Origin of the sequence: Pseudomonas sp. FSL R10-0399 (genome assembly GCF_009600165.1) — a bacterium.
Lineage (GTDB): Bacteria > Pseudomonadota > Gammaproteobacteria > Pseudomonadales > Pseudomonadaceae > Aquipseudomonas > Aquipseudomonas helleri.
This window is the reverse complement of the sequence record NZ_WIWK01000118.1, coordinates 1-17,958: the sequence shown is the minus strand read 5'-3', so window position 1 is coordinate 17,958 and position 17,958 is coordinate 1. Positions and strand designations below refer to the sequence as shown.

Annotated in this window: 19 protein-coding genes; 9 read left to right on the top strand and 10 right to left on the bottom strand. The window is 60.0% G+C overall.

Going from position 1 to position 17,958, the window contains the following annotated elements:
- Window positions 1-487 (bottom strand): LysE/ArgO family amino acid transporter (locus GHO41_RS24465; RefSeq protein WP_153434871.1); only part of this gene is annotated, 487 nt, incomplete at its 3' end.
- 109 nt (window positions 488-596) lie between these two features.
- Between GHO41_RS24465 and GHO41_RS24460 the strand changes: the two genes are divergently transcribed.
- The 3 genes from GHO41_RS24460 to GHO41_RS24450 all read left to right on the top strand — a co-directional run bounded on the left by GHO41_RS24460 (window position 597) and on the right by GHO41_RS24450 (window position 3,442).
- Entirely contained in the window at window positions 597-1,490 is an 894-nt protein-coding gene (locus tag GHO41_RS24460) for a LysR family transcriptional regulator ArgP (RefSeq protein WP_153434870.1), read from the top strand.
- A 52-nt stretch (window positions 1,491-1,542) separates the two neighbouring features.
- Window positions 1,543-2,538 carry an NAD(P)-dependent oxidoreductase gene (locus GHO41_RS24455; RefSeq protein WP_153434869.1) on the top strand — a complete coding sequence of 332 codons (996 nt, stop codon included), beginning with the start codon at window positions 1,543-1,545 and terminating at the stop codon, window positions 2,536-2,538.
- An 82-nt stretch (window positions 2,539-2,620) separates the two neighbouring features.
- Complete coding sequence (locus GHO41_RS24450; protein WP_153434868.1) at window positions 2,621-3,442, top strand: ATPase; 822 nt, start codon at window positions 2,621-2,623, stop codon at window positions 3,440-3,442.
- A 93-nt stretch (window positions 3,443-3,535) separates the two neighbouring features.
- On the opposite strand, the gene GHO41_RS24445 is transcribed toward GHO41_RS24450, so the two are convergent.
- Together GHO41_RS24445 and pobA are read right to left on the bottom strand one after the other, a co-directional pair.
- Entirely contained in the window at window positions 3,536-5,053 is a 1,518-nt protein-coding gene (locus tag GHO41_RS24445) for an MDR family MFS transporter (protein WP_048386844.1), read from the bottom strand.
- A 61-nt stretch (window positions 5,054-5,114) separates the two neighbouring features.
- Window positions 5,115-6,299, bottom strand: a complete 1,185-nt coding sequence (pobA, locus tag GHO41_RS24440) for a 4-hydroxybenzoate 3-monooxygenase (protein WP_048369661.1) — start codon at window positions 6,297-6,299, stop codon at window positions 5,115-5,117.
- A gap of 171 nt (window positions 6,300-6,470) precedes the next feature.
- On the opposite strand from pobA, the gene GHO41_RS24435 reads away from it, so the two are divergent.
- Window positions 6,471-7,355, top strand: coding sequence for a helix-turn-helix domain-containing protein (locus tag GHO41_RS24435; protein ID WP_153391868.1), 885 nt, complete (start codon window positions 6,471-6,473; stop codon window positions 7,353-7,355).
- A gap of 12 nt (window positions 7,356-7,367) precedes the next feature.
- Here the strand turns inward: GHO41_RS24435 and GHO41_RS24430 are convergent, their stop codons facing one another.
- A complete protein-coding gene (locus GHO41_RS24430; RefSeq protein ID WP_153391866.1) occupies window positions 7,368-7,532 on the bottom strand; it encodes a hypothetical protein in 165 nt (54 codons plus the stop codon).
- Window positions 7,533-7,631: 99 nt separating this feature from the next.
- Complete coding sequence (locus tag GHO41_RS24425; protein ID WP_048386725.1) at window positions 7,632-8,537, bottom strand: LysR family transcriptional regulator; 906 nt, start codon at window positions 8,535-8,537, stop codon at window positions 7,632-7,634.
- A 105-nt stretch (window positions 8,538-8,642) separates the two neighbouring features.
- On the opposite strand from GHO41_RS24425, the gene GHO41_RS24420 reads away from it, so the two are divergent.
- Both GHO41_RS24420 and GHO41_RS24415 read left to right on the top strand, forming a co-directional pair.
- Window positions 8,643-9,527, top strand: a complete 885-nt coding sequence (locus GHO41_RS24420; RefSeq protein ID WP_153434866.1) for an MBL fold metallo-hydrolase — start codon at window positions 8,643-8,645, stop codon at window positions 9,525-9,527.
- Window positions 9,528-9,570: 43 nt separating this feature from the next.
- A complete protein-coding gene (locus tag GHO41_RS24415; RefSeq protein WP_153434865.1) occupies window positions 9,571-10,188 on the top strand; it encodes an NAD(P)-dependent oxidoreductase in 618 nt (205 codons plus the stop codon).
- 277 nt (window positions 10,189-10,465) lie between these two features.
- Here the strand turns inward: GHO41_RS24415 and GHO41_RS24410 are convergent, their stop codons facing one another.
- Window positions 10,466-11,350 (bottom strand): LysR substrate-binding domain-containing protein, encoded by an 885-nt coding sequence (locus GHO41_RS24410; protein WP_048369875.1) that lies wholly within the window; start codon window positions 11,348-11,350, stop codon window positions 10,466-10,468.
- A 115-nt stretch (window positions 11,351-11,465) separates the two neighbouring features.
- Between GHO41_RS24410 and GHO41_RS24405 the strand changes: the two genes are divergently transcribed.
- Complete coding sequence (locus GHO41_RS24405; protein ID WP_153330672.1) at window positions 11,466-13,103, top strand: 5-guanidino-2-oxopentanoate decarboxylase; 1,638 nt, start codon at window positions 11,466-11,468, stop codon at window positions 13,101-13,103.
- Here the strand turns inward: GHO41_RS24405 and GHO41_RS24400 are convergent.
- Window positions 13,098-14,027 (bottom strand): AraC family transcriptional regulator, encoded by a 930-nt coding sequence (locus GHO41_RS24400; RefSeq protein ID WP_048369673.1) that lies wholly within the window; start codon window positions 14,025-14,027, stop codon window positions 13,098-13,100. The genes GHO41_RS24405 and GHO41_RS24400 overlap by 6 nt on opposite strands.
- 319 nt (window positions 14,028-14,346) lie before the next feature.
- Between GHO41_RS24400 and GHO41_RS24395 the strand changes: the two genes are divergently transcribed.
- Together GHO41_RS24395 and GHO41_RS24390 are read left to right on the top strand one after the other, a co-directional pair.
- On the top strand, window positions 14,347-14,676 hold the full coding sequence (locus tag GHO41_RS24395) for a putative quinol monooxygenase (protein WP_048369675.1): 330 nt from the start codon (window positions 14,347-14,349) through the stop codon (window positions 14,674-14,676).
- A gap of 42 nt (window positions 14,677-14,718) precedes the next feature.
- On the top strand, window positions 14,719-14,961 hold the full coding sequence (locus GHO41_RS24390) for a hypothetical protein (RefSeq protein WP_048369677.1): 243 nt from the start codon (window positions 14,719-14,721) through the stop codon (window positions 14,959-14,961).
- Here GHO41_RS24390 and GHO41_RS24385 read toward each other — a convergent pair whose 3' ends face one another.
- From GHO41_RS24385 to GHO41_RS24375, 3 genes are all read right to left on the bottom strand, one after another.
- The gene (locus GHO41_RS24385; RefSeq protein ID WP_048369679.1) at window positions 14,962-15,582 is read right to left on the bottom strand and encodes a flavin reductase family protein; all 621 of its coding nucleotides are present in this window, start codon (window positions 15,580-15,582) and stop codon (window positions 14,962-14,964) included.
- Between the two features lie 127 nt (window positions 15,583-15,709).
- Window positions 15,710-16,006: a hypothetical protein gene (locus GHO41_RS24380; RefSeq protein ID WP_048369681.1), complete on the bottom strand. Its 297-nt coding sequence runs from the start codon at window positions 16,004-16,006 to the stop codon at window positions 15,710-15,712.
- A gap of 349 nt (window positions 16,007-16,355) precedes the next feature.
- Window positions 16,356-17,678, bottom strand: a complete 1,323-nt coding sequence (locus GHO41_RS24375; RefSeq protein WP_048369682.1) for an MFS transporter — start codon at window positions 17,676-17,678, stop codon at window positions 16,356-16,358.
- Window positions 17,679-17,958: the final 280 nt, after the last annotated feature.

Here is a 17,958-nt window from a genome sequence, read left to right as displayed (position 1 = left end):
GGGCCAGGGTGAAGAACCACAGCAGCGACGCACTGGCCGCGCCCACCACGTAGGCGCCGGGTACGCTTTGCTGAGCGCCAAGCGAGCCAATCAGCAGCACCGTGTCGAGGTAAACGTGCGGGTTGAGCAAGGTGACCGCCAGTGCACTGAGCATCACCGCCCTGAGCGAACGCGCGGTCTGGCCGGCCGATTGTTCAAGGCTTGAGGCCGAGAACGCCCGGCGCAGCGCCTGGGTGCCGTACCAGAGCAAGAACAACGCGCCGCCCCAGCGCGCCACACCCAGTAAAATCGGGCTTTGCGCCAGAATTGTCGCCAGCCCGAACACCCCGGCTGCTACCAGCAATGCGTCACAAATCACACAAAAAGCCGCGACCGGCAGGTGGTGTTCACGGCGCAAGCTTTGTGCAAGCACGAAAGCGTTTTGGGTGCCGATGGCCATAATCAGGCCGAACGCGACCAACAGGCCATTAAGGTAGCTTTGCCACATAAGAAATACTCGCCGAACTGCATCACAAGAGAGGGTTACTGCTGGCTATTGTCCGGGCCTTGGTTGTATAAGAAAAACCAATATTGCTGATCGCCCATTAGGAAAACTGATGTTCGACTATAAATTACTCTCAGCGTTGGCTGCCGTGGTAGAACAGGCCGGTTTTGAGCGTGCGGCGCAGGTGCTTGGGCTGTCACAATCGGCGATTTCCCAGCGCATCAAATTGCTTGAAGCGCGCATCGGGCAGCCGGTGCTGGTGCGTGCCACGCCGCCGAGCCCGACGGACATCGGCAGACGCTTGCTCAACCATGTGCAACAAGTGCGTTTGCTGGAGCGTGACCTGCAACGTGTGGTCCCGGCACTGGACGATGAGGGCTTGCCCGAGCGGCTGCGGATTGCCTTGAATGCCGACAGCCTGGCCACGTGGTGGGCCCAGGCCGTGGGCGATTTCTGCGCCGAGAATCAGCTCTTGCTGGATTTGGTCGTCGAAGACCAGACCGTCGGCTTGAAACGCATGCGCGCCGGTGAAGTGGCCGCGTGTCTGTGCGCCAGTGAACGCCCGGTGGCGGGCGCGCGCAGTGTGTTGCTGGGCGCCATGCGTTATCGCGCGATGGCCAGCCCGGCCTTTATTGCGCGGCATTTCCCCCAAGGGGTGAAGGCTTCGCAATTGCCTAAAACGCCTGCGCTGGTGTTCGGCCCGGATGATTTTTTGCAACATCGGTACTTGGCGGCACTGGGCGTGGACGGCGGTTTCGAGCACCATCTGTGCCCCTCATCAGAAGGCTTTATCCGCTTGACGGAGGCCGGGTTGGGCTGGGGGCTGATCCCCGAGCAGCAAGTGCGCGAGCAACTGGCCAGTGGGGCATTAGTTGAGCTTTTGCCAGATAAACCGATCGACGTGCCACTGTACTGGCATCATTGGCGCAATGGTGGACAACTGCTGGAAGCGCTGACGGCTCATTTAACCCGCTCAGCATCACGTTGGTTAGTGCCTTTGGCCTGATAACCGACGTTTAAACAGCAGGCAACAAGACTTACAGCATTTGGAGCAATTGATGAAGATTCTGGTCACCGGCGCAAGCGGCTTTATTGGCGGACGCTTTGCGCGTTTTGCCTTGGAGCAGGGCTTTGACGTGCGGGTCAGCGGGCGTCGGGCCGAAGGTGTTGAACACCTGGTGCGGCGCGGGGCTGAATTTATCCAGGGTGATTTGACCGATGGCTTGCTGGTGCGTGACCTGTGCGTCGATGTCGATGTGGTGGTGCATTGCGCAGGGCATGTCGGCACCTGGGGGCGCTATCAGGACTTCTTCCGCGACAACGTGCTGGTGACCGAGAACGTGGTTGAGGCGTGCTTGAAACAACGGGTTCGGCGCCTGGTGCACCTGTCATCGGCCGCGCTGTACTTTGACGGCCGTTCACATCTGGGGCTGACCGAAGAAGACGTCCCGCGGCGGTTCAAGCATCCTTATGCCGAAACCAGGTTCATGGCCGAGCAAAAGGTCTTTGGCGCACAGGAATTCGGCCTCGAAGTGATTGCCCTGCGTCCGCGCCATGTCACCGGCGCCGGGGACATGAACCTGTTCACGCGCTTGTTGGCGCAGCAGCGCAAAAATCGCCTGGCAATCATTGGAAATGGTTTGAACAAAGTCGATTTCACCAGCATGCAAAACCTCAACGACGCGTTGATGAGCAGCGTTCTGGTGAGCGGGTCGGCCTTGGGCAAGGCCTACAACATCAGCAATGGCACCCCGATACCGTACTGGGATGTGGTCAATTACGTGATGCGCCAGATGCACGTGCCGCCCGTGACCCGTTATCGGGGCCCCGGCATGGCTTATAGTGTCGGCGCGCTCAGCGAAGCGGCTTGCAAACTGTGGCCGGGGCAACCGGCGCCGACGCTCACACGTTTGGGCGTGCAGGAGATGAGCAAAGACTTTACCCTCGACATCAGCCGGGCTCGCCACTACCTCGACTACGATCCAAAAGTCAGCCTGTGGACCGCGCTGGACGAGTTTTGCGGCTGGTGGAAAATAAGCAGCGGCAAGCTCTAAGCGCCAAGCTGCAAGTTTGAAGTCGCATGCTTTAAGCTTGCGGCTTGAAGCCTGCCGCTTTTAGCTTTTTTAGGACTTTTAAATGCGTAACGACTCACGTGACCACTTCGACAATGTACCGACCCTGCGGGCAGATGCAGACGACCATGATGATCTGGCGTCGATGGGTGGCGCACGTGAGCGCAGCGCGGGCCATGCGCGCAATGCCCAGGTGATCAAGGCCAAGGGGCCGAGCACCGGGCCTTTGTGGGCGTTGATCCTGGCCGTGTTGCTGGCGTTTGGCGGGCTGGCCTGGTGGAGCTTCCAGCAGATCACCTTGATGGAGCAGCAACTGGTTGCCACCCAGGAAAGCTTTGCCCGTATCAGCGAAGAAGCGGCGGGGCGCTTACAGGCCATTTCCGGCAAGGTGGTGGCCAGCGAATCAAGCATCAACAACGGCAGCGAAGCCCTGAAGTTGCAGATCAAACAGCTCGAAGACCAACTGGCTGAGCAGGCCAAGCACCAGCAAGGCCTGGTGGCGGGGCAGATGGGCGATCTGGATCAGCGTTTTGAGCAAATCAACGCCGCGATGCTACTGCAGGTCAACGCCCAGAAAGCCTCCCAGACCCAACTTGAGACCGACCTCAAGGCCATGGGTACCGAACTGGCGGCGTTGAAAGCGACCGTAGCGCAACAGGCGGGTGACGTGACGGCCTTGAAAAAGCAGGGCAACCCGAGCGATGCCGTGCGAAGCCTGGAGCAGGACATGATCGTGCTCAAGAGTCAGCTGGAAAACCGCCCGGCGCCTTCCCAAGGCCCCAACACCGCCGAGTTTGACGTGTTCCGGGCGCAAGTGACGCGCAACATCACCACCTTGCAAAGCCAGATCCAGAACCTGCAAAAACAAATCAGCGCCCGGCCATAACCCAACACCCCTGTAGGAGCGAGCTTGCCTCGCGATCTTTTAAAGATCAAAAGATCGCGAGGCAAGCTCGCTCCTACACAGGGATGTGTGCCGTTACTGCGCCTTATCCCCGCGCCCGCGCAATACCTGATTCGGCATCACGATCGCCGCACACAAGCCCAGCAGTGAGATGGCAGCGCTGACCAGCAGCAAGTGGCGGAAGGTCATCAGCAATTCACTGCGCAAGCTGGCCAGTGCCGGGCCTTGCACGGCATTAAGGCCGTCCAGCAGCACATTCCCCGAACTGCCTTCACCCAGCAGCGGCTGGCCGCCAGCAGGCGCCAATAGCGAATCATGCAGCAGGGCCAGCAACAAGGCCGACATCAGCGCCACACCCACCGCGCCGCCCAGTGAGCGAAACAGGTTGGTGGTACTGGTGGCGACACCAATGTCATGTTGCTGCACCGAGTTTTGTGCGCCCACCAGCGACGTGGGGAACTGCAACCCGGCGGCGATCCCGCTCAGCAGCATAAACACGCCGCTCAACAGCTCGGCGCTCGGGGCGCTGAAGGCCATGCCGGCAATGGAGCACGGCATCAAAATCGCGCCGCTGAGGATCATCGGTTTGTAATAGCCGGTCACCGAGGTCATGCGCCCGGCAAAGTAGGCGCCCATCGGCAGGCCCATGGCCAGCGGCAGCAAGTGCAGGGCGGCACTGTCTGCGCCCGCGCCGGTGATGCTCTGATAGCGCAGCGGCAGCAGTACGATCAGCGAAATGGCCTGGAAGCTGGTGAAGAAAATCGTGCACCAGCACAACACCGCGTTGCGATTGGCGAACAAGTGCATGGGCAGCAACGGTTCCGGGGTGCGTCGCTCGTGCCACACAAACAGCACCAGTGCGACCACCGCCGCCACCAGCAGGCCCAGTACTTGATCGTCACGCCAGCTGTGGCCCTGGCCGATAAAGGTAATGCCCAGCAGCAGTGACGTGAGGCCGACAATCATCAGCACCGTGCCGAGGTAATCAATAATCGGCTTGCGCTGCGGCACCGGCAGCCCGACCAGCGTGCGATACGCGATCAGCCACGACACCAGCCCCAGCGGCAAATTGATCAGAAACACCCAACGCCACGACAAGTACTCGGTCATGTAGCCGCCCAGCACCGGCCCGGCGACGCTCGCCACCGCGTACATGCTGCTGAAATAACCTTGATAGCGACCGCGCTCGCGGGGCGGGATGATGTCGCCAATGATCGCCTGGCTTACTGAAATCATGCCGCCGGCGCCAATCCCCTGGATGATCCGCGCCAGCACCAACTGCTCCATGTTTTGCGCGAGCCCGCAAAACAGCGAAGCCACGGTGAACAGGCCCATGCCAAACAGCATCAGGCGCCTGCGCCCGTACAAGTCACCGAGCTTGCCGTAAATCGGCACGGCCACGGTCATGGCCACCATGTAGCCGGAAATCACCCAGGCCAGCTGGCTGACATCTTTAAACTGCGCGGAAATGGCGGGGATCGACACGGCGACGATGGTTTGATCCAGCGCCCCCAGGAAAATCGCCAGCATCAGCGCTACGAGAATGCTGCGAATGGCGGGTTTAGCGTGTGGAGGCTGGTTGAGACTGGTCACGATGTACACCTGCAGGCATCAAACGTGTGGCGGGATGCCCGCGATTGTACTCGATAGGTTGCTATTCGATAGCTTCATAAGGAAGGCCGACGTAATTTTCTGCAATGGTGGTGCGCCCGGCCTCGGAATCGACGAAATACGCCAGCTCGCTGTCGGTGATGCGCTGGCTGAAATCATCACTGTCAGCAAAGCGATGGAGCATCGAGGTCATCCACCACGAAAAGCGTTCGGCCTTCCAGATACGCCGCAAACACACCTCGGAGTAGCGCTCCAGCAAGTCGGTGCGGCCCTCGGCATAGACCTTGAGCAGAATGTTGAACAGCGTGCTGACATCGCTGGCCGCCAGGTTCAAGCCCTTGGCGCCGGTCGGCGGCACGATGTGCGCGGCGTCACCGACCAAAAACAGGCGCCCGAACTGCATGGGCTCGACCACAAAACTGCGCAGCGGCGCGATGCTTTTTTCGATGGACGGCCCGGTTACCAGGCGGTCGGCCAACGGCGCGGGCAGGCGGGTTTTCAATTCGTCCCAAAAACGTTGGTCCGACCAGTCCTCAACCTTTTCTTCGGCGGGCACCTGCAAGTAATAGCGGCTGCGGGTGGCTGAGCGCTGGCTGCACAAGGCAAACCCGCGCTCATGCTTGGCGTACACCAGTTCATCGTTGACCGGCGGCGTATCGGCCAGCACCCCCAGCCAGCCGAATGGGTACACGCGTTCAAAGATGCTCAGCACATCAGCGGGAATTGACTGACGGGCAACGCCGTGAAAACCATCGCAGCCGGCGATGTAATCGCAGTCCAGGCGCCAGGTTTCGCCGTCTTTTTCGAAGGTGACATAGGGCGCATCGGTTTTCATGCCGTGGGGCTGCACGTTGCTGGCGTTGTACAGGGTCTGCGCGCCAGCGGCTTCGCGGGCGACCATCAGGTCACGGGTGACTTCGGTCTGGCCGTAGACCATCACGCTCTTGCCGCCGGTCAGGCCCTTGAGGTCAATGTGCACCTGGCGGCCTTCCAGCGCCAGCTCGAAGCCGTCATGCACCAGACCTTCAGCGTCCATGCGCTGGCTGACCCCGGCCTGGCGCAGCAGGTCGACCATGCCTTGTTCCAGCACACCGGCACGGATCCGCCCGAGCACGTAGGCGCCGCTCTGGCGTTCGAGAATGACGTTATCAATCCCGGCATTGTGCAGCAGTTGGCCGAGCAGCAACCCGGATGGCCCGGCACCGATAATAGCGACTTGAGTTCTCATTGTTGTTCTCTCTCGCAAGCCCTGCGGTCAGTGCAGGGGTGTTTTTATTGATGTTGTGCCTGTATTTTTCGCTTGCGAGCGTGGCAAATGAAGGTGATAACGACGTCATTGCCGGTACTTTTCGCTAATCGGTGCGATTATCGCCCTGTGCTTAATCATCAGGTTCAGCCCATGACATCCCCCGCCATCCCGGTGTTCAAACTTTACGGCGAGCAGCAAGACTGGCTCAGCCCGGACTTGCTGCACTGTGAAACCATTTCATTGCGCAGCCGCATCCATGATTGGGAGATCCGCACCCATCGGCATGCCGATTTGTGCCAATTGCTCTATGTGCATAAGGGCCGGGCGCGGGTTGAAGTCGAAGGCCAGTACCATGAGCTGACCGAGTCGTCGGTGCAGGTGATCCCGCCGTTATGCGTGCACGGCTTTCAATTTTCACCGGACGTCGAAGGGTTTGTGCTGACGCTGGCCGCGCCGCTGGTGACGCAGTTGCAGGCCCAGTTGGGCGGGTCGATGAGCGCCTTGCAGCGCGTTGCCAGTTACCCCGCAGGCAAGGACCGGCATTACCTGAACAGCCTGTTCGGTGCGCTGCACAGCGAATATGTCAGCGCCCGGGCGGCCCGTGACATGTTGCTGCAATCATTGATCAGCGTGCTGTTGGTGTGGGTCACGCGTCAGGTCATCCAGCGCCGGGAAGCCCGGCAAGTGCCGCCGCGCGGGCGCGAGTACCTGAACCTCTTCACGCAACAGGTCGAAGCCCTGTATCAGCAGCAACCCAGTGTTGAAGACCTGGCGCATCGGGTCGGGATTTCAGTGGCGCACCTGAACAGCATTTGCCGTGAACTGGCGGGGCAATCGGCCTTGCAGATCATTCACCAGCGCCTGCTATTGGAGGCCAAGCGTCATTTGATCTACACACCCATGACCATCAGCGAGGTGGCTGATCAATTGGGTTTTGCTGACCCGGCGTATTTTGCGCGGTTTTTCCGCCGCCTCACCGGGACATCGCCCAGTGCCTATCGAACGGACCGGGCTGACAGCATCAGCCCGGCCTGAGGCTATGCGTCATTACAGCGCGGTAAACACCGACGCGCAGTGCCCGGCAAAGCAGCTGGCGGTCATTGCGGCTGAGAGCCGCGTTTGCTCAGCGCGATAGCACGCGCCAGCAAACAATACAGCGGCAGCAAACACGATCAGTACGGTCAAGCATCTGGTTTTTGTTTTAGTGGTCATGGCTATTCTCTCTCCACGTATTCACGGAGTCAGACCTAGACTTCACACTATTAAGGCTAGCTCAGCCCCTTGCGCTTGCCATGCCCATTGGCCGAACGGTCACAGACCTTTGTCCCACGCGGGTTCTTCGGTAAAGCGCTCGCTGAGGAAGTCGAGCATGCTGCGCAGCGTGGCGGGCATGTGCTTGCGCGAGGCGTACACGGCATAAATGTTCATCTGCAAGGGCTCAGCGTCTGGCAGCAGTCGTACCAGTTCACCGCTGCGGATATGGCACCCCGCCAAGTAGCTGGGCAGCAGCGAAACCCCACCACCCGCCAGGGTGACGCGCAGCAGCGTGCTGGCTTCGTTGGCGCTGATATTGCCTTGAACCGGTACCGACAGCGCTTCGCCTTGCACCGTGAAATGCCACAGGCTCTTGCCGTAGTACGCATGGCTCAAGCAGTTGTGCAGGCTCAGATCATCGACCTGCTGCGGCGCCGGATGCTCGCGCAAATAGGCGGGCGAGGCGCACAGTACGGAGCGGCACACGGTCAGCTTGCGTGCGATCAAACTCGGGTCCAGTTCGGTGCTGGTGCGAATCGCCAGATCAATGCGCTCATCCACCAGGTTCACCGTGCGGTCGAGCATTTGCAGGTCAATGTTGACCTCGGGGTAGCGGCGCACGTACTCGGTCATGGCGCAGGCCAATTGCGCTTGGCCGAACGAGGTGCTGACGCTGATGCGCAGCAACCCGCGTGGCGCCGCATCGGGCACGCTGACAGCGGCTTGCAGGTCATCTGCCAGTTCCAGCAATTGTCGGCAGCGGGGCAGGGTTTCGTTGCCAGCGGCGGTCAGGCTCAGCTTGCGCGTGGTGCGGTGCATCAAGCGCGCCCCGACCCACTCTTCAAGTTCGGCCAAATAGCGTGAAACCACCGGGCGTGACAGGTCCAGATGGTCGGCCGCCGCCGACTGGCTGCCCAGATCAACCACAGTGACAAATACCCGCATTGCAATAAGACGGTCCATGATCTGCCCGATTAGTGAAACAAACTATGTCGCAGCATCGCATTTTTTGTCGTCAATTGTGCGTCTAAGCTCTGTCCATCGCTGACCCTTAATGCAGGAAGCTCCATGACCGTATTGTCGACTTTGCGCCGTGTTTGCCTGAGTGCCGTTATCCTCGGCTTCGCTGCCCATGCCGCCGCCGCGCCGGCGCCCCTGACCCTTGAGGTTTACAACCCCGGGGCTGCGGCGATTTTTCCGGTGTCTTCGGTGCTGGTCAGTGGCCAGAAAGACGCGATTTTGGTGGATGCGCAGTTTTCCAAAGCGCAGGCCCGGCAGGTGGTCGATAAAATTCGCGCCAGCGGCAAGCACCTGACGACCATCTACATCAGCCACGGCGACCCCGATTATTACTTTGGCCTTGAAACCCTGACCCAGGCATTCCCCGACGCCAAGGTGCTGGCCTCGGCCCCGACGGTGGCCCACATCGAACAAACCAAAGACGCCAAGCTGGCGTTCTGGGGCCCAAAAATGGGCGCTGATGTGCCAAGCAAGCTGATCGTGCCCCAGGTGATCAAGGGCAACACCCTGGCGCTGGAAGGGCACGAACTGGACATCGTCGGCCTCACCGGGCGCCAGCCCGAGCGCACGTTTGTCTGGATCCCGTCGCTCAAAGCCGTGGTCGGTGGGGTAGTCGTGGCTGACAACCTGCACGTGTGGATGGCCGACACCCAGACCCCGCAGTCGCACCGCCAATGGTTATCGACCCTCAAACGTATCGCCAGCCTGCAACCGGACATCGTGGTGCCGGGGCACTACCTGGGGGACAACGACCATTCATTGAAATCGGTCAACTTCACCCGTGACTACATCAAGGCCTTTGACGAAGAAACCCTCAAGGCCAAGAACTCGGACGAGCTGATCGCGGCCATGAAAAAGCGCTACCCGGATCTGGGCGAAACGTCTTCGCTGGAACTGAGCGCCAAAGTGGCGAAAGGCGAAATGAAGTGGTGAATCAACGTTTGACCTTATGCACCCCATCCAACTGGAGAACATCATGAGCAAGATCGCAATTATCGGCGCAACCGGTCGCGCTGGCAGCCAACTGCTGGAAGAAGCACTGCGTCGTGGGCACCAGGTAACCGCCATTGCCCGTCACGCCTCGGCAAAAATTGGGCAGCGCGCTGGCGTTGTGGCCAAGGACGTCGACGTCAACGATGCCCAGGCGCTGCAAGCGGCTGTGGCCGGGCATGACGTGGTGCTGAGCGCTGCGCACTTCTCGACGCTCACGCCACAAGCCATCATCGAGCCGGTGAAAAAGGCCGGAGTTAAACGCCTGCTGGTGGTGGGTGGCGCGGGTTCGCTGTTGCTGCCGGACGACAGCAAAGTCATCGACAGCAAGGGCTTCCCGGAAGAATACAAGGCAGAAGCCTCGGCGGGCGGCGTGTACCTGGACACCTTGCGCAACGAACACGACCTGGACTGGACCTTCCTGTCCCCGTCGGCCGAATTTGTAGATGGCGAGCGCACCGGCCACTACCGCGTTGGCAAAGACCACTTGCTGGTCAGTGCCGAAGGCAGGAGCTGGATCACCTTCGCTGACTACGCCATCGCCCTGCTGGACGAAGTAGAACAGCCCAAGCATTCGCGCCAGCGCTTCACGGTCGGTTACTAACGTAAAAGACGCGAGACACCACGCCGAATTTTTGTAGGAGTGGCCGCCCCGTCTACGACGCCGCGCTGTCGCGCAGCAAACAGGACAGCGAGTATCTTCAGCATCCCCCAATCGGTTCCCTCTCCTTCGGGAGAGGGCTAGGGTGAGGGGGCTCTTGGATCAAGATCAAAAGATCGCGAGCAAGCTCGCTCCTACAGGGCCTTAGGAATCAATCACTTATTTGTGTTTGATAGGAGCTCGCCTCGCGATCATTTGATCTTTAAAAGACCGTGAGCTCCTACGCAGGGGTGGTGGCTTGTGCTACCAGCCAGTCCATCAATTCGCGCAAGGGCGCTGACGGTTCCTGGCTGGGGGAGCTCACCAGCATGTAGGCCGCGCCGGTGCGCACGGTCAGGTCAAATGGCATTGCCAGCCGACCTTCTTTCAGGTCTTCACCAATCAATGAGCAATCGCCCATCGCGACGCCGTTGCCTTGGGCGGCCACGGTCATGGCCAAATCCAGGGTGTCGAAGTATTGGCTCTGGCGGATGGCCGATGCCTCAACGCCCGCCACGCTGAGCCACTGAGCCCAGTCCCGCTGGTCTCGGCTGGGGTGCAAAAAGGTGTGCTGCTCAAGGTCGCGCAAGCTGTTGATGGCATCAGGGCCTTGCAGCAGGTGCGGCGCACAGACGGGCGTGAGCAGTTCGTCGAACAGGTGTTGGCCTACCCGCTTGGGCCCCGGCAGCGGGCTGTAGACCACCGCCGCATCAAAGGTTTCACGGCGAAAGTCGATGCCGTGGTGCACGCTGCTGGTCAGCTCGACCGGTACGTCCGGGCGCAGTTTTTGCCACGCCATCAGTTTGGGCAGCAACCAGCGCAGCATGCAGGTCGGGGCTTTGATTTGCAGCGGCGTGCGCCGGATGCTGGCGTGCTCGACCGCTTCGCCGATCAAGTCAAACACCTGCTCGATGCGCGGGTAAAGCGCCTGCCCTTGCTCAGTCAGGCTCAGGCCCCGTGCCTGTCGATGAAACAACGCATACCCCAAATGTTCCTCAAGCCCGGCGATTTGCCGGCTCACCGCGCCCTGGGTGATGTGCAACTGTTCACCGGCGCGGGTGAAATTGCAGCATTGGGCCGTGATCAGAAAGGTGTGCAACGCAGGCAGCGGCGGGAGACGTTTCATGTTGAGCTCAGCCATGAATTCAGGACATGGCTAGTATGAGCAGGTTTGCGTTGTGTCCGCCACACGCGCCCGCTTCAATGGCTCATTACTTGAGAACAACAAGAGGGCAGTATCCATGGCGACGTGCGGCGAAGTATTGGTCAAGTTGCTGGAAGCGTATGGGGTTGAGCAGGTGTTTGGCATCCCCGGCGTGCACACCGTCGAGTTGTATCGCGGGCTGGCCAGTTCGCCGATCAACCACGTCACTCCGCGTCATGAGCAGGGCGCAGGCTTTATGGCCGACGGCTATGCGCGCACCAGCGGCAAGCCGGGGGTGTGTTTCATCATCACCGGGCCGGGCATGACCAACATCACCACAGCGATGGGCCAGGCGTACGCCGACTCGATCCCGATGCTGGTGATCTCCAGCGTGCAATCGCGCAGCCAGTTGGGTGGCGGGCGCGGCAAGTTGCATGAATTACCCAACCAAAGCGCGTTGGTGGCCGGCGTTGCCGCGTTTTCCCACACCCTGATGTCGGCGGCCGAGTTGCCGGGCGTGCTGGCCCGTGCTTTTGCGTTGTTTCAGGCCGGTCGTCCCCGCCCGGTGCACATTGAGATCCCTCTCGACGTGCTGGTAGAAAATGCCGACGCCTTGCTGACCAGTCTGCCAGTCAGCATCGCGCGCCCTGGGGCGGCCCCGGCGGCAGTGGAGCAGATGAGCCAGCGCCTGATCGAAGCCAAACGCCCGCTGATTCTGGCCGGTGGCGGGGCGATCGACGCTGCGCCCGCGCTGCTGCAATTGGCCGAGCGGTTGGGTGCGCCGGTGGCGCTGACCATTAATGCCAAGGGCATGCTGCCAGCCTCTCACCCGTTGTTGATCGGCTCCACGCAAACGCTGGTGGCCACCCGGGCATTGGTGGCTGAGGCCGACGTGGTGCTGGCGATTGGCACCGAACTGGCCGAAACCGATTACGACGTGACCTTTGCTGGAGGCTTTGAGATCCCCGGCGCCTTGTTGCGCATTGATATCGACCCCGATCAAACCGTGCGCAATTACCCGCCTGCACTGGCTTTGGTGGCCGATGCGCAACTGGCTGCCGAAGATTTGCTGGCGCGTATCAGCGCGCAAGCATTGCCCGAGCGCGAGGCGGATTGGGGGGCCGCACGGGCTGCGCGTTTGAACACTGAATTGGCGGCTGTTTGGGATGAGCCGACCCGTGCCCAAACGCATTTTTTGCAGACCGTATTTGATGTGCTGCCCAATGCTGTGTGCGTGGGTGATTCGACCCAGCCGGTGTACACCGGCAACCTCACGTTCAACCCCGATCAGCCTCGGCGCTGGTTTAACTCATCGACGGGTTACGGCACCCTCGGCTATGCCTTGCCAGCCGCCATCGGCGCCTGGCTGGGGCGCACTGCCAACGGCCAGCAGCCTGGCCCGGTGGTCTGCCTGATCGGTGATGGCGGTTTGCAGTTCACCTTGCCAGAACTGGCCAGCGCCGTTGAAGCGCGCACGCCAATCATCGTCTTGTTGTGGAACAACCAGGGCTACGGCGAGATTAAAAAGTACATGCTCAACCGCGACATCGAACCAGTGGGCGTCGACATCTACACCCCGGACCTGGTCGGCGCCGCCAAAGCGCTGGGTTGCACGGCCTTGGCGGTTGAGGGCGAGGCGCAACTGCGCGCCGCGCTGGTCAGCGCCGCTGAACGCCAGGGGCCGACCGTGATTGAAATCGACGAGCACCTCTGGCAGCAGGCGCTGGCCTTATAAACTTCTGCGCAGGCGCGCCAGATCCCGTGCGGGAGGCGCGCCGAACTGGCGGCTGTATTCGCGGCTGAATTGCGAGGCGCTTTCATAGCCCACGCGATACCCGGCCGCCGAGGCGTCCAGCCCTTCACTGAGCATCAGCCGCCGCGCTTCGTTGAGGCGCAGTTGCTTTTGATACTGCAACGGGCTCATGGCGGTCATCGCCTTGAAGCGGTGATGCAGCGTCGACACACTCAAATTGGCCTCACGGGCCAGGCTGTCGATGCGCAACGGTTGCTCGAAATGATCATTGAGCCAGGAAATCGCACGGCTGACGCGGTGGGTCTGGCTGTTCTCGCTGGCAATTTCGTACAAACGGTAGCCCTGCGGGCTGCGCAGCAAGCGGTACAAAATCTCACGGCGAATCAGGGGCGCCAGCATGGCGATGTCTTTCGGCGTGTCGAGCAGCCGCGTCAGGCGCAGCAAGGCATCAAGCATCGGCGGGTCGAGGGGTTCAACGTACAGCCCGCACCCGGCGGGGCGTGAGGGCACACCCATGGGGCCCGCTTCGCTGAGCAAGGTGGTGATTTCTACCGGGTCAATGTCCAGGCGCAAGGCCAGAATGGGTTTTTCGGCAGAGACTTCCAGCACGCGACCACTGATGGGCATCGACACCGACACCACCAGGTAATTGAGCGGATCATAGGCGAAGTACTCATCCCCCAGACGCACCTCTTTATTGCCCTGAGCCATCACGCACAGTGCAGGTTTTGGCAGGCTGGGTGAAAAGTCGCTGGGCAGGCTGTAACGCGACACGAACAGCGCCTTGATGCGGGTCTCAAACGAGCCGTCTTGCTGGGTGTGCCGGGTTATCAGGTCGGCCAGTTCCACGCGCTGTTTTTCAAGCGCGCTGTCGAGCGCAGGTCGCGGTGTTTCTGGCACAGACATGGGAGGCATCCTCGATCAAGCAGTTGAAGGCCCACAGCTTAAGTTTGTGCAAGGCGCAGGGGTAGCCAATTTCTGCTGCAGACTTGCCTGATCCTGCCAGCGCTGACGAATAGAGGCTGATTTGGCCCGCTACAGCGCGGCCCTATTGCTCGAAATTCCGATCGGCGGCCCGGCGCGCGCAAGTGCACAGCGGGGCGGAGTAAGCGGTGGTTTTGCAGAATCGTGCAAGTCTGGGGCAGGAATCGACTAACGGCGCTTGAGCACCGGCCCTTAAGCTTTGAACCTTCCCCTCACGCCACTTTCCTTTGTGGAGGCCTCCATGCCCCAGTCCTATGCCGTCAGTCACATGACTCTGGTCCGCGCGCGCGCAGGGTGTTCGGCCCAGGTTCATGCGTGCTTGAAACAACTGATCGAACCGACGTTGAAAACACCGGGTTGCCTGCACTTTGCCTTGCAGCACTGTGACAGTGACCCGTTGTTGTGGCATGTCGCGGGCTATTGGCAAGATCAATGTGCAATGCAGGCGTACTTCAACTCACCGTTGATGGACGTGTTCAGCACGTTGCTCAACCAGAACGTGGTCGACAGTCTGGATTTTCAGACCTTCAACGAACAGGCCTCGGCGCAGATGCGCAAGCGCGCCAGTTAAACGGGTAGAATGGCGCTTTTTTCACTGGCCGGAATGTGAAACATGGCGCGTAAAGAGTTCAAGCATTTTGAAGCGGTATCAGCGGTTGTCCCGGTTGAACTGGGGGTTGCGGGTGCCTACCACGTGGCCATTGCCGTCAAGGCCTTGTACGAAGGTGGGGCACCGCGCTTTCACACGCTGTTGACCGATCAGGTATTCAAGACCGCCACGGCCGCAGATGCCGCCGCAGAGCAGCAACTTGAACACCTCAAAGACGTCACCGAAGACGGCGAGCTGGTCTGGTAATTATTTAGGGCGGTGCATTCTGAACAAGGCTTCAGGGCCCAACTGGAAATAATCCGCCGGGCCGCCGCCACGCAAAATAGGCTCAGCGGCTGCTGTGTCGTAAATGCCGTCCTTGAGCAAGTGCTTGGCGATGTGCACCGCCACCACTTCACCCAGAATCAACCAACTCGGCACCAACTCTTTGTCGGCTCGTTGCAGCTGAATGATCTGCGTCACCTTGCATTCAAACGACACGGGCGTTTCAGCCACCCGCGGCACGCTCACCACGCGTGAGGCCACGGTCGTCAACCCAGCCAACGCAAACTCATCGACCTCTGGCCCGACCGGCGCGCAGCTTTGGTTCATCGCCTCGGCCAACGGGCGCGTGGCCAGGTTCCAGACAAACTCACCGGTTTGCTCAATGTTATTGAGGCTGTCTTTGCGGCCCACGCTGCAAAAACCAATGATCGGCGGGATGTAATTGAAGGCGTTAAAAAAGCTGTACGGCGCCAGGTTCAACTGACCTTGGGCGTCTTGCGACGATATCCAGCCAATCGGGCGCGGCCCGACAATGGCGTTGAACGGATCATGGGGCAATCCATGGCCCTTGGATGGTTCGTAGAAATGAATATCGTCATGCATGGCAGGCATCCGCAAACAGCTGAGATAGAGGGGCCATAGTCTGCTAGCCATTTGCCCCGAAGACAATCGCAAGCCCCAAAAATGACTAAGCCCGGCCGAAGCCGGGCTGTGGGGTCACCCGCAGGTGTTAGCTGAAGCGGGCACCTTGGGTGCGGTCATAACCATCTTCGGCAAAGGTCGCTGAGCGAGTGTTGTCAAAGCCGTCTTCTGCCAGGGTGGCCGAGTGAGTGCGGTCGTAGCCGTCTTCAGCAAAGCTCGAAGAGTGGGTGCGGTCGTAACCGTCGGCAGCAAAGGTGGCAGAGCGGGTGTTGCTGTAGCCATCTTCAGCAAAAGTTGCCGACTGAGTGCGGTCAAAGCCATCCGCGGCGAAGGTGTTGAAAGCCAGAACCGAGAGGGCAGCGGCGAGGATAAATTGGGTTTTCATGATAGTGCTCCTTGTTGCAGTAATCGGGTTGGTGTCGCTATGGGTTTAAGACTACGCCGATTAATTTGATTAAAAAGCGCAAAAAATTGCCTTAAATAATCAGTTAATTCGATATATAGCGCCGCGCGAAAGCAAGGTAGAGGGCTGCTCTACATTCCGTTCAGGCGTTATGCCGGGCAGTGGTCTTTGAGGTTTCGCTGAGATTGATAGTGGGCTAACAAAATTAACTGACTATTAATTCAAGAAAATCGAATCAGCGGTGTTGCGGGGGGGGGAGGGAGGCAATCCAGGTCCTGCAAGAACCCGTCATAGGGCTCCTGCAGGCCAGGACATCACGCTAAGGCAAGGCTTAGTCGGTGGTGATGCGCGAGTGAGTGCGCGTGTCTTTCATGGTCGCGTACACCAGCAGCGAGCAGGCGATGCACGCTGTCACGTACCAGTAGTAGCCGGTTTCCATGCCTGCGCTCTTGAACCACAGCGCGATGTATTCAGCGGTACCGCCGAAGATCGACACCGTCAGTGCGTAAGGCAGGCCAACACCCAGTGCGCGGATTTCAGTCGGGAACAACTCGGCCTTGACCACGGCGTTGATCGAGGTGTAACCGCTGACGATGATCAAGGCGGCCATGATCAGGAAGAACGCGCCCCACCAGGTGGTGATGGTGTGCAGGGTGGTCAGGATCGGCACCGTGAACAGGGTACCCAGCACGCCGAAGGCAATCAGGATCGGGCGACGGCCGATTTTGTCAGACAGCCCGCCCACCAGCGGCTGGATGCACATGAACAAGAACAGCGTGGCGGCGGAAATCGTGGTGGAGTCCGAGATGCTCATCCCGACCGTGTTCACCAGGTATTTCTGCATGTACGTGGTGTAGGTGTAAAACGCCAGTGTCCCGCCCATGGTCAGGCCAACCACGGTCAGCAGCTCTTTGGGGTGGCGCATCAGCGTGCGCATCGCGCTTTCTTTTTTCTCGACCTTGACCTTCTTGAACGACTCGGTCTCTTGCATGCCGCGACGCAACCACAGCGCGACCACGGCGCACAAGGCACCGATCACAAACGGAATACGCCAGCCCCAGCTGTACAACTGCTCTTCAGTCAGGGTTTGTTGCAGGATGATCAACACGCCCAGCGCGATGAGCTGACCCGAAATCAGGGTCACGTACTGGAAGCTGGAGAAGAAGCCACGACGCTCCTTGGTGGCCATTTCACTGAGGTAAGTGGCCGAGGTGCCGTATTCGCCACCCACCGACAAACCTTGCAGCAAACGGGCGAACACCAGCAATACCGGGGCCCAGACGCCAATGGTCTCGTAGCCAGGAGACAGGGCGATGACCAGCGAGCCGAAACACATCAGCAAGACCGACGCCATGAGGGCGGCTTTACGGCCTTTACGGTCTGCGTACAGACCCATCAGCCAGCCACCGATAGGGCGCATCAAAAAGCCCACGGCGAAAATCGCGGCGGTGTTGAGCAATTGAGCGGTGGTGTCGCCTTTGGGGAAAAAGGCCTTGGCGAAGTACAGCGAGAACGCGGCGTACACGTACCAGTCGTACCATTCGACCATGTTGCCCACCGAGCCACTGAAAATGGACTTGATGCGGCTGGAGGTGGTTTTGGCTTGGGGTGCTGCAGACGCAGACCCGGCAGGCAGGGTGCTTGAGTTATCCATTGAATGGATCCTTGTTTTCTTGGTTTTGTTATAGCGCGGCAAAACGCGAGCTTGCGGGGGCTATAGCAGAACTTGTGCCAAGGCTTGAATGCCCGGTTTACAAGGGTTTCAAACAAGGAATGAGCGGGAATCCGCTGGTTGGTGGTTATGCATAAGCGGAAATCCGCCTATAGATCACAAATCTGTAGGAGGGGCCGCCCCGCCTTCGACGCCGCGCTGTCGCGCAGCAAACAGGCCGCCGAGTATCTTCAGCATCCCCCAATCGGTTCCCTCTCCTTCG

Coding starts and splice junctions, on each gene's coding strand:
- GHO41_RS24450 (WP_153434868.1), top strand. CDS start 2,621: ATGCGTAACGACTCACGTGACCACTTCGACAATGTACCGACCCTGCGG.
- GHO41_RS24385 (WP_048369679.1), bottom strand. CDS start 15,582: ATGCATGACGATATTCATTTCTACGAACCATCCAAGGGCCATGGATTG.
- GHO41_RS24395 (WP_048369675.1), top strand. CDS start 14,347: ATGCCCCAGTCCTATGCCGTCAGTCACATGACTCTGGTCCGCGCGCGC.
- GHO41_RS24455 (WP_153434869.1), top strand. CDS start 1,543: ATGAAGATTCTGGTCACCGGCGCAAGCGGCTTTATTGGCGGACGCTTT.
- GHO41_RS24380 (WP_048369681.1), bottom strand. CDS start 16,006: ATGAAAACCCAATTTATCCTCGCCGCTGCCCTCTCGGTTCTGGCTTTC.
- GHO41_RS24390 (WP_048369677.1), top strand. CDS start 14,719: ATGGCGCGTAAAGAGTTCAAGCATTTTGAAGCGGTATCAGCGGTTGTC.
- GHO41_RS24400 (WP_048369673.1), bottom strand. CDS start 14,027: ATGTCTGTGCCAGAAACACCGCGACCTGCGCTCGACAGCGCGCTTGAA.
- GHO41_RS24435 (WP_153391868.1), top strand. CDS start 6,471: ATGACATCCCCCGCCATCCCGGTGTTCAAACTTTACGGCGAGCAGCAA.
- GHO41_RS24420 (WP_153434866.1), top strand. CDS start 8,643: ATGACCGTATTGTCGACTTTGCGCCGTGTTTGCCTGAGTGCCGTTATC.
- GHO41_RS24405 (WP_153330672.1), top strand. CDS start 11,466: ATGGCGACGTGCGGCGAAGTATTGGTCAAGTTGCTGGAAGCGTATGGG.
- GHO41_RS24415 (WP_153434865.1), top strand. CDS start 9,571: ATGAGCAAGATCGCAATTATCGGCGCAACCGGTCGCGCTGGCAGCCAA.
- GHO41_RS24430 (WP_153391866.1), bottom strand. CDS start 7,532: ATGACCACTAAAACAAAAACCAGATGCTTGACCGTACTGATCGTGTTT.
- GHO41_RS24425 (WP_048386725.1), bottom strand. CDS start 8,537: ATGGACCGTCTTATTGCAATGCGGGTATTTGTCACTGTGGTTGATCTG.
- GHO41_RS24460 (WP_153434870.1), top strand. CDS start 597: ATGTTCGACTATAAATTACTCTCAGCGTTGGCTGCCGTGGTAGAACAG.
- GHO41_RS24410 (WP_048369875.1), bottom strand. CDS start 11,350: ATGAAACGTCTCCCGCCGCTGCCTGCGTTGCACACCTTTCTGATCACG.
- pobA (WP_048369661.1), bottom strand. CDS start 6,299: ATGAGAACTCAAGTCGCTATTATCGGTGCCGGGCCATCCGGGTTGCTG.
- GHO41_RS24375 (WP_048369682.1), bottom strand. CDS start 17,678: ATGGATAACTCAAGCACCCTGCCTGCCGGGTCTGCGTCTGCAGCACCC.